Origin of the sequence: Micropruina sp., assembly GCF_027492755.1 — a bacterium.
Classification (GTDB): Bacteria; Actinomycetota; Actinomycetes; order Propionibacteriales; family Propionibacteriaceae; genus Micropruina.
On sequence record NZ_JAPUED010000120.1, the window covers coordinates 2,559 to 11,805 of the forward strand.

8 protein-coding genes and 1 tRNA gene are annotated in these 9,247 nt (G+C 69.1%); all 9 read right to left on the minus strand.

The features are described 5' to 3' along the window. The coding region (locus tag Q0066_RS08575; protein ID WP_298132002.1) for an isochorismatase family protein at positions 1–887 on the minus strand (887 nt) is incomplete at its 3' end. After that, the gene (locus Q0066_RS08580; protein ID WP_298132003.1) at positions 884–2,611 is read right to left on the minus strand and encodes an AMP-binding protein; all 1,728 of its coding nucleotides are present in this window, start codon (positions 2,609–2,611) and stop codon (positions 884–886) included. The genes Q0066_RS08580 and Q0066_RS08575, both read right to left, overlap by 4 nt. An 11-nt stretch (positions 2,612–2,622) precedes the next feature. Beyond that, positions 2,623–3,729: an isochorismate synthase gene (locus Q0066_RS08585; protein WP_298132005.1), complete on the minus strand. Its 1,107-nt coding sequence runs from the start codon at positions 3,727–3,729 to the stop codon at positions 2,623–2,625. Further along, on the minus strand, positions 3,726–4,496 hold the full coding sequence (locus Q0066_RS08590) for an SDR family oxidoreductase (RefSeq protein ID WP_298132006.1): 771 nt from the start codon (positions 4,494–4,496) through the stop codon (positions 3,726–3,728). Before Q0066_RS08590 ends, Q0066_RS08585 begins: the two co-directional genes overlap by 4 nt. A gap of 73 nt (positions 4,497–4,569) precedes the next feature. Further along, positions 4,570–5,229 carry a cytidylate kinase-like family protein gene (locus tag Q0066_RS08595; protein ID WP_298132008.1) on the minus strand — a complete coding sequence of 220 codons (660 nt, stop codon included), beginning with the start codon at positions 5,227–5,229 and terminating at the stop codon, positions 4,570–4,572. Between the two features lie 212 nt (positions 5,230–5,441). Continuing rightward, positions 5,442–5,515, minus strand: a tRNA-Ile gene (locus Q0066_RS08600). A 119-nt stretch (positions 5,516–5,634) separates the two neighbouring features. After that, entirely contained in the window at positions 5,635–6,981 is a 1,347-nt protein-coding gene (locus Q0066_RS08605; RefSeq protein WP_298132010.1) for a hypothetical protein, read from the minus strand. A gap of 56 nt (positions 6,982–7,037) precedes the next feature. Beyond that, positions 7,038–7,601, minus strand: a complete 564-nt coding sequence (locus tag Q0066_RS08610; RefSeq protein ID WP_298132012.1) for a DUF3566 domain-containing protein — start codon at positions 7,599–7,601, stop codon at positions 7,038–7,040. An 18-nt stretch (positions 7,602–7,619) separates the two neighbouring features. Continuing rightward, the coding region (locus Q0066_RS08615; protein WP_298132014.1) for a DNA gyrase C-terminal beta-propeller domain-containing protein at positions 7,620–9,247 on the minus strand (1,628 nt) is incomplete at its 5' end.

Here is a 9,247-nt window from a genome sequence, read left to right on the forward strand (position 1 = left end):
GCGGCAACGGAACCAGCCTGCCGGCGTAGCCAGTTCAGGGTGGGGCTGCGGGTGAACTCGCCGAAGTCCAGGTCGAGCCCGTCGTCGGCCAGCGCGTCCAGGAAGTCGAAGGCGCGCAGCGAATCCAGGCCGAGCTCGAACAGGTCGGAGTCCGGGTCTGCGAAGAAGACGGTCAGCGCGTCCGGCGCCAGCAAACCCGACAGGGCGCTCTGGATCCGCTCGTCCCAGCCCCCCGCCTCGGACGACTCGTCCTCGGATCGCAGCGCGCCGAGCACGTCGTCGGCCAGGATCACCACACCGCAGCAGGACGCGATCAGTTCCAGCGCGCGGCGGTGCTGCTCGGCCCCCAGGTCGGCCACCGCGTCGGCGACCACGAAGGGGTGGATCTCGCGCTGGAAGCCGTCCAGGGCGGTGGCGGTGACGCCGATATGGGCATACACGCCGGTGATGATCAGCTGGTCGCGCCCGGCGGCGGCCAGCCGGTCGGCCAGGTCGGTGTGGGCGAACGCGCTGTAGCGGTGCTTCTCGACGATCGCGTCGGTTCCGGACGGCGCCACCTGGGCCACGATGGCGGTGTGCGCCGGGTCGGTGCTCATTCCGGGACCCCACAGGTCGCCCTGCAGGCCGCGGTCGGCCGGGTCCTGGTCGCCCTGCTGCGCGGTGTAGAACACCGGCACGCCCGCGGCGCGGGCGGCTCGGACGATCTGTTCGGTGGCGGCCAGCGCACCGGCCAGGGCTGGGCAGCCGGCGGTGAACGGGGTGACGAAATAGCTTTGCAGATCGTGCACCAGGACGGCGGCGCGGCCGGCGTCCAGCTCCCAGGTGGCGCGGCTCACCGGCAGGTCGTGCAGCGGGGCCTCGTAGTCGATGCCGACGGGCAGGGTCATCGGTGCTCCTTCGATGGTGCGGCCGGTTGTGGCACGGCCTGGGGGGCGAGGGTGGTGGCGAGCAGCCGGCGCAGTTCTCGGCGGCTGTTCTTGCCGACGTGGGTGGCCGGCAGTTCGTCGAGGAAGACGATTTCGTCGGGCACCTTGTAGGTGGCCAGCCCGGCGGCCCTCAGATGGCCGACCAGATCGGGTCGCTCGGCGTCCGGCTCGGTGCGGGCGACCAGCACGACCCGCTCGCCCAGGTAGGCGTCCGGGACGCCGACCGCGACTGCGTCCAGCACCGCGGGATGGGTGAGCGCGAAGCCCTCCAGCTCTTCGGTGGAGACCTTCTCGCCGCCTCGGTTGATCAAGTCGGAGTCCCGTCCGGTGACGATCAGGTGGCCACTGGGCAGCCGGCGGACCAGGTCGCCGGTGCGGTAGTAGCCGTCGGCGGTGAACGAGTCGGCGTCGGCCTGCGGCGAGCCGTAGTAGCCGCGGATCGTGTACGGGCCGCGGGTGAGCAGACTGCCCTCGGCACCCTCGGGCACGTCACGGTCGGCGGCATCGACGATGCGTATCTCGTCGTCGGGGCTGATCGGCCTGCCCTGGGTGGTGAACACCAGCTCGTCGGGGTCATCGGCCCGGGTGTAGTTGACCAGGCCCTCGGCCATGCCGAACACCTGCTGCAGCCGGGCACCCAGCACCTCCCGGACGGCCGGCGCCACCGAATCGGCAAGCCGGGCGCCCCCCACCTGCACGGTGCGCAACGTGGAGAGATCCGGACGCCGGCGCTGCGCCGCCGAGATCCAGGCCTGCGCCAACGGCGGCACCAGGGCGACATCGGTCACCCCGTGCTCGGCGATCAGCCGGAACGCCGTCCGCGGGCTGGGGTCACGGGCCAGCACGACGGCGCCGCCGGTGTGCAGCACGCCGAGGATTCCGGGTGAGCTCATCGGGAAGTTGTGCGCAGCCGGCAACACGATCAGCCCCCGCGTCGAAGCGTCCAGTCCGCAGATCTCGGCGCTTGCCCGCACCGAGTACAGGTAGTCGGCGGCCGTCCGCGGGATCAGCTTCGCCACCCCGGTGGTACCCCCGGACAGCTGCAGAAAGGCGGTCTCTTCCGCGCTTATATCCGGCAGCGGAACTACTTCGACACCCAGGACCGCTTCGTCGCCCCGGCCCTTCTCGTCATCCCGGCGAACGCCGGGATCTCCCTCCGCAGTATCCGCAGCCTCGGACGCCCACGTCCCCACGTCGATCAACACCGGCGGCTCCACGCCACGGTCGGCGACCTGCGCCGACACCGTGTCATACACCGCACGATGATCGACCCGGTCGGCCCCCACCGCGACCACCAGCGCGGCCGCATCGGCCAGCACACAGAACTGGGTGAGTTCCAGCTCACGATGGGTGGGCAGCGCGAACACCGGCAGCGCACCGAGCCGGAACAGGCCGAGCACCACCTCGAGGTATTCGGTGATGTTCGGCAGCGCGACCACCACCCGGTCACCGGGCTCCACCCCGGCGCCGCGCAGCCGAACAGCCGCCGCGCGGGCCCGCTCGCCGAGTTCGGCGTAGCTCCAGCGCTGCGGGGTGCCGGCGGCGTCCTGTCCGGCGACAGCCAGGTTGCCTGCGAATCGGCTGGTGCGGTCTTCGATGAAGGCGGCGAAGGTTTCGTCCGTCCAATAGCCAGCCGCGCGGTACCGGGCACGGACGTCCTCGGGCCAGCTCCGAACCGGGGCCACCGGTGATCGGCTCACAATCCCACCGCCTTCAGCATCGTGGTCAACTTGGCGCCGGTCTCGCGGACTTCGGCGTCGGGGTCGGAACCGGCGACGATGCCCGCCCCGGCGTACAGCCGCAGCCGGTCGCCGTCCAGGACGCCGGCGCGGATGGCGATGGCGAACTCACCGTCGCCGCTGCCGTCCACCCAACCGACGACTCCGGTGAGCGGCCCGCGGTCCTCTTCGAGTTCATCGATCGCCCGTAGTGCGGCCTGGGTCGGCGCCCCGCCGATGGCCGGCGTCGGGTGCAGCAGTTGGGCCAGGTGCAGGGCGCTGGGCGCGGCCGTTCCCGCCGCGAGAGTGCCGCCGATCCTGGTGCCGAGGTGGTGCAGGGTGTCGGTGGAGACGATCCGTGGCTCGTCGGCGACCACCCCGCCACACACCCCGGTGAGCGCCTCGACGATGGCGTCGACGACGAACGCGTGTTCGTGCCGGTCCTTGGCCGAGCCGAGCAGGGTGCGGACGCGATGCGCGTCCTCAGCGACGTCGGACGCCCGGGGCACCGATCCGGCCAGCGGCAGGCTGCGGACGACGCGTCCGCGGCGACTGACCAGCAACTCGGGACTGGCGCCGAGCAGCACCGGGCCGTCCGATTCGGCCGTCAGTGGCACCCGGAAGACGTAGCGGCCGGGACGCTCGGTGAGCAGCCGGGCAACGATGGCATCGGCGGCCAGCGGCGGATCGCTGCGCACCTCGAGGTTGCGTCCGAGCACCACCTTCTCCAGGCGTCCGGCCTCGATCCAGCCCAGGGCGGTCCGCACCCGATCGGCGTAGCCGGCGCCGCTCGGCCGCTCGGTGACCTGGTGCCGCGCAGCCGGCAATCGCGATGCCACCAGGGCGGACGCTGGCGCGGCAGTGAGTGCCACCCGATGCGCGATGCCGGGCGCGTCCGGACGGAAGGGCAGCACCACGAGCGCTCGCTCGCCCGGCGCCAGGGACGCCACCACCCGGTCGGCCCAGTCCGGGCCGCTGCCCTGCGACGTGTCCAGCACCGTGCCGGCGTTCATCGCGTCCCCCATGAACAAGGGGGAAGGCAGTTGCACCGCGGGCAGCTGCCCGCATTCGACGAGTTCGGTCACAGCGAAGCGCCGCCGTCCACGAAGACCTGTTGCAGGGTGACCTGCCGGGCGGCGTCCGAGAGCAGGAAGCAGACCACCCCGGCGACATCGTCGGGGGCCCCGATCCGGCCCAGCGGAATGCCGACGCGGAACGCCTCCGGATCGCCGCCGATGGTGCGGGCCGGACCGGTCTCGGGATCGGCCCACAGTTCCCGCAGCATCGGGGTGTCGGTCGAACCGGGCTCGACCACATTGCAGCGAATGCCGCGGGCCGCCAATTCCAGGCCGGCGCAGCGGGTCAGCGCCGAGGCGGCCGCCTTGGACGCCGCATAGGCCAGCATGTTCAGCCGCGGCACCCGGGCGGCGTTCGAGCTGACCACCACTATCGCGGCGCCGTCGCGCAGCCGGGGCGCACCCTCCTGCAACAGGTGGAAGACGCCGGTGGCGTTGACCGCGAGATGCCGCTGCCAGGCAGCCTCGGAAGTGTCGGTGAGACCCGCCGGTTCGAGCAGGCCCGCGGTGCTGACCAGGCCGTCCAGCGGTCCCTCGGCAGCGGCGGCGCTCAGGGCATCGGCAACGGAGGCCCGGTCGGCGATGTCGCCGGCCAGGAGCAGCGGAGCCGGTCCACCCGCGGACGCCACCCCGTCGGCGGTGACCGCCAGGCCGTCCGCATCACGGTCCAACAGACTCAGCGCGACTCCCTGCCCGGCCAGCTGCCACGCGACCGCGCGACCGATACCGCCGGCCGCACCGGTCACGACAATGCGCCGTTGCGAGGGGGTGCTCATGCGCTGATAGTAAGGCAAGCCTTACCTACATTCTTACTCGGACTACTACGCGGACGGCATCGTCCGAGCCCGGCTACTCGGCAGAGGTGGGCTCTGTCGGGCTCCCGGCGGCCCCCGGGCCGTCCGGGCGCGCCTGGCGCTCCTGCGCCGCGGTGACGATGAGTTCGGCACACATCTCGTAGCCGAGTCGTGCGCTGTTGAGACACAGGTCGTAGCGCCGGGGATCACCGAACCGGGTGTTGGTGAAGAACTGCTGATACCGACTGCGGATCTTGTCCATCTTCGCGATGTACCTCTCGGCGTCCTTCGCCGGCACGCCGTCCACCTCGACCGCACGAGCGACCTTGGCGGCCGTGTCGGTGCTGTAGACGAAGGTGCTCAGGCAGGGTTGCTTGGCGCTGCGCAGCACCGAATCGGCGCAGCGACCGATGAACACCGCCGGCGCGACCCGCGCCGCCTCAGTGATCACCTCGGCGATCGCGCCGTACATGCGGTAGGGCAGCGAGTAAGTTTCGGCGTCGAATCCGGCGATGACGGACATGTCGAAGTAGGTGCCGGTCACCACGCGTTCGTCGAAGGTGGCCAGCAGATCGGCGGCCAGGCCACGCTTGCTCGCGGCCTCCTGCAACACCCGGGTGTCGTACAACTCCATGCCGGTGCGTTCGCTGATCAGCCGCCCGATCTCGCGGCCGCCACTGCCGAACTCACGATTGATCACGATCGAGCGGTTCATCGCTGTTCCTCTCAGCCGGTTTCGGTTCGGACGGAACCCCTTCTTGCACGCTACGCCTCGCAACCGGGCTTCGCTCGTAGATCAGCCGACGCTGACTGACCGGTTGACGTGCCAATGGCGCTTTGCAGGGCGGCAGTCGCTCGCCAAGGAGTCACTCAGTCGGTGTGGGAGTGGCATGCAGCCGAGGCATTGATCTGGTTGCAGATCTGGGGTGGGCCTAACTGGACTTGAACCAGTGACCTCCGCCTTATCAGGGCGGCGCTCTAACCGTCTGAGCTATAGGCCCGCGTGGGCGGGAACACCGAGTGACAACACTACCGACTCCGGTGCCGCCCGCTCAAATCGTGTCCACCCGTGGGTCGGCCCGGACCGCTTCACGTGGAACGGTCCGGGCCGGCGTCGCAGTCACGGACGTTCGGCGCTGACCTTCCAGCCCGACTCGGTCTTCTGCCCGTAGACCGCCACCAGGCTCTCGTAGCCGCGGAAGCTGCGTCCGTTGGTGCCCTTCATCGTGCAGGTGAAGCTGACACTGAGCGAACCGCGAACCGTCATGTCGGTGGCGTCCAGGGTCGGCTTCATCCGGTCGATCGAGTTCACCCGGGACGGCGTGCAGGCGATCGTGCTGGCCTTGATCTTCGTGCCGGACGGCTGCCGGAAGTTGATGCTGCACCGCGCATTCTTCAGCGAACCCGGCTTCTTGCACGAGTTGACCAGGTCCTTGGTGGCTGAGCGGAACGACTTCAGCGCACTGTCGGAGAGCTGCACGCGGATGCTGTACACGTTGGTGGAGGCGATGAGTCCCTCGACGACCACCTTGGTCTTGCTGAACGTGTAGGTGTCGCCCGTGCTGGCCAGCGTGTAGCCACCGGGGAAAACCTCGATGGCGTCCACATCGCCGACCGCGATGCCGTTCACGGTCAGTCCGGTATCAGCCGGGCTGAACGGACTCATCGACAACCGGGCCGCGATCCGGCTCATGAACCAACGGCCGTCGCTGCTGATCAGGGTGAACTTCTCGGTCTTGGGGCGATCGTTGATGGTGTAGTCGGCCTGAATCTGCGCGCTGTACTTGGACGACTCCAGCTCGGTCAGCTTCAGGTCGCTGATCGGGTTCGCCTGCACGGCGGCGGTCATCACTTCCTTGGTCAGGAAGGTGCGATCCGGCAGATCACCGCGGACCAGGCCGAAGATCGTGTCGGGATCGGACGCGGCCAGCGCATCGAAGTACTTCTGGACGGTTTCCGTCGCCGAACCGGTCCCCACGCCGGTGCCCTGGCTGGTCTGCGGCGAGGCGGAAGTGCTCGGCGTTCCGGTGGTGCCCTGGTTGTTCCGGCCCAGCTGCATCAGGCCGAACACCAACGCGATGATGACGAGCACCGCGCCGCCGATGATCAGCGGCATCTTGTTGCCACCCTTGGCCGGTTGCCCGGGCGGAGGCGGAGGAGTTCCCCAACCCGGGGCCGGGGCTCCGGGGCCACCGGGCGCTCCCGGGGCCTGGTAGCCCGGCTGAGAGCCGACCGGCTGGCCGAAACCGGCTGCGGGCTGCTGACCGAAACCGCCCTGCGGCGGCTGTTGGCCGGGCTGGCCGTAGCCGGGCTGGCCGTAGCCAGGCTGCTGATAGCTCGGCTGGCCGTAGGCGGGTTGTCCGTAGCCGGGCTGCCCTCCGGGCGGTGCGTAGGGGCTACCTGCCGACGGAAACTGCGGGTTCTGTTCGGGCTGTCCGGGATCGTTGGGACGGTTGGGATCAGTCATGCCAGGTGCCTCCGGTAAGGATTGGGGGACCCGGACATGCTAATGGCAGATGAGGGTCAGTCCTCGGCAAGGGTGAGTTCGAGACCACCGAGAATGTTCGCCGACAGGTTGTACAGGAACGCCGTCAGCGTGCCGATCGCGGTCAGCAGCACCACGTTGATCACCGCGATCAATGCCGCGACGCCGAGCACCTTATTGGTGTTGACGAAGTCCTCGATCCGGACCTGGGTCTGGTCGTTCGGGTTGGACAGCACGCTTTGCAGAATCGTGTTCACCGCGTCGAACAAGCCGGACGCCCCGATCACCGACCACACCACGTAGGTGGCGAACCAGAACATGATCCCGAAGGCGATGGAGAACAGGAACGACGTCTTCATCACCGACCACGGATCGATCCGGGACAGCCGGAGCCGCGCCTTGCGGGTGCGTCGCGATACCGAACGCGGCCCGGCGCTCACCACCGACGGACGCGCGGCCTGAGCGGGCGCCGCCTGCCCACCGATCGCCGGCTGCACCCGGGTGGACTCGGAGTCACCGGCGTCGCGGTGTTCGCCCGTCGTCCCCGGGTTCCAGACATTCCCGGCCACAGACGTGCCGGACTTGCCCTGCTGGTCGCTCATAGTCCTCCTCGACCCTCGTCAGTCGACGGGATGCTGCGGGTCGCCACCGTCGGAATCAACGGCGTCCGGCCCAACGGTATCCGACGGAGGCACGGTATCCGACACCGCCCCTTGGGTCGATTCTTCCCCATCGGCGCCGTTTTCCACCTCAGCGCCGCTCTCCGGGTACAACGCGATCACCGACACTGAGTCGTCGCCCTGCACATGGACGAACTTCACACCCATCGTGTCGCGGCCCTTCGGGGGCACCTCGCTCACCGAGGAACGGATGATCTGCCCGGACGTCTTGATCGCCATGATCTCGTCGTTCTCCTGGACCACCAGCCCGCCGACCAGCGAACCCCGGTCGTCGTTCAGTTTCATCGCCTTGATACCCAGACCGCCACGACCCTGCTGCCGGTATTCCGAGACCGCCGTCCGCTTCGCGAAACCACCGTCGGTGACGGTGAACACGAACCGGTCGTCCTCGGGCATGTCGGCGTCGATCACCGCCATCGACAGCAACGCATCGTCGCCGCGGAACTTCATGCCGGTCACCCCGGACGTCGCGCGTCCCATCGGCCGCAGCTGCTCGTCGCTGGCCGCGAACCGGATCGCCTGGCCCTTGCGTGAGATCAGCAGCACGTCGTCGGCCCACGAGCACAGCTCGGCGCCGATCAGCTCGTCATCGTCGTCGCGGAAGTTGATCGCGATCACGCCCGCCTGCCGGGGTGAGTCGTAGGCGTTCAGCGAGGTCTTCTTCACCAATCCGCGGCGGGTGGCCAGCAGCAGGTACGGCGCGTCGGTGTAGCCGCGCAACGTCAGCACCTGGGCGATCCGCTCCTCGGGCAGGAACGACAGCAGGCCGGCGACGTGGCCGCCCTTGGCGTCACGACCGGCCTCCGGCAGCTGCCACACCTTGGCCCGGTAAACCCGGCCCAGGTTGGTGAAGAACAGGATCCAGTGGTGGGCCGTGGTGGCGAACAGGTGCTCCACCTCGTCGTCGGCACGCAGCGTGGCACCGCGAACCCCCTTGCCACCGCGCTTCTGGGCACGGTAGGCATCGGTCCGGGTGCGCTTGGCGTAGCCGCCGTGGGTGATCGTGACGATCATGTCTTCGTCGGGGATCAGGTCTTCGTTCGACAGGTCGCCGTCGGCCGAGATGATCCGGGTGCGTCGGTCGGTGCCGTACTTCTCGACGATCTCTGCGAGCTCCTCGCCGATGATCCGTCGCTGCCGCTCGGGCCGGTCCAGGATGTCCTGCAGATCGGCGATCAACCGCTCCAGCTCGGCCAGCCGGTCGATGATCTTCTGCCGCTCCAAGGCAGCCAGCCGGCGCAGCTGCATCTCCAGGATCGCGTTAGCCTGCGCCTCGTCGATCTCGAGCAGCTCCATCAGCCCGATGCGCGCGGTTTCGGCGTCCGAGCTGGCTCGGATCAGCGCGATCACCTCGTCGAGGGCGTCCAGCGCCTTCACCAGGCCGCGGTAGATGTGCGCCATCTTCTCGGCCTCGGCCAGCCGGAACGCCGTCCGGCGCTGAATGACCTGCAACTGGTGCTTGATCCAGTGCGACAGGAACTGGTCGAGCCGCAGGGTTCGGGGAACGTCGTCGACCAGGGCCAGCATGTTGCAGCCGAAGGTGTCCTGCAGCTGGGTGTGCTTGTACA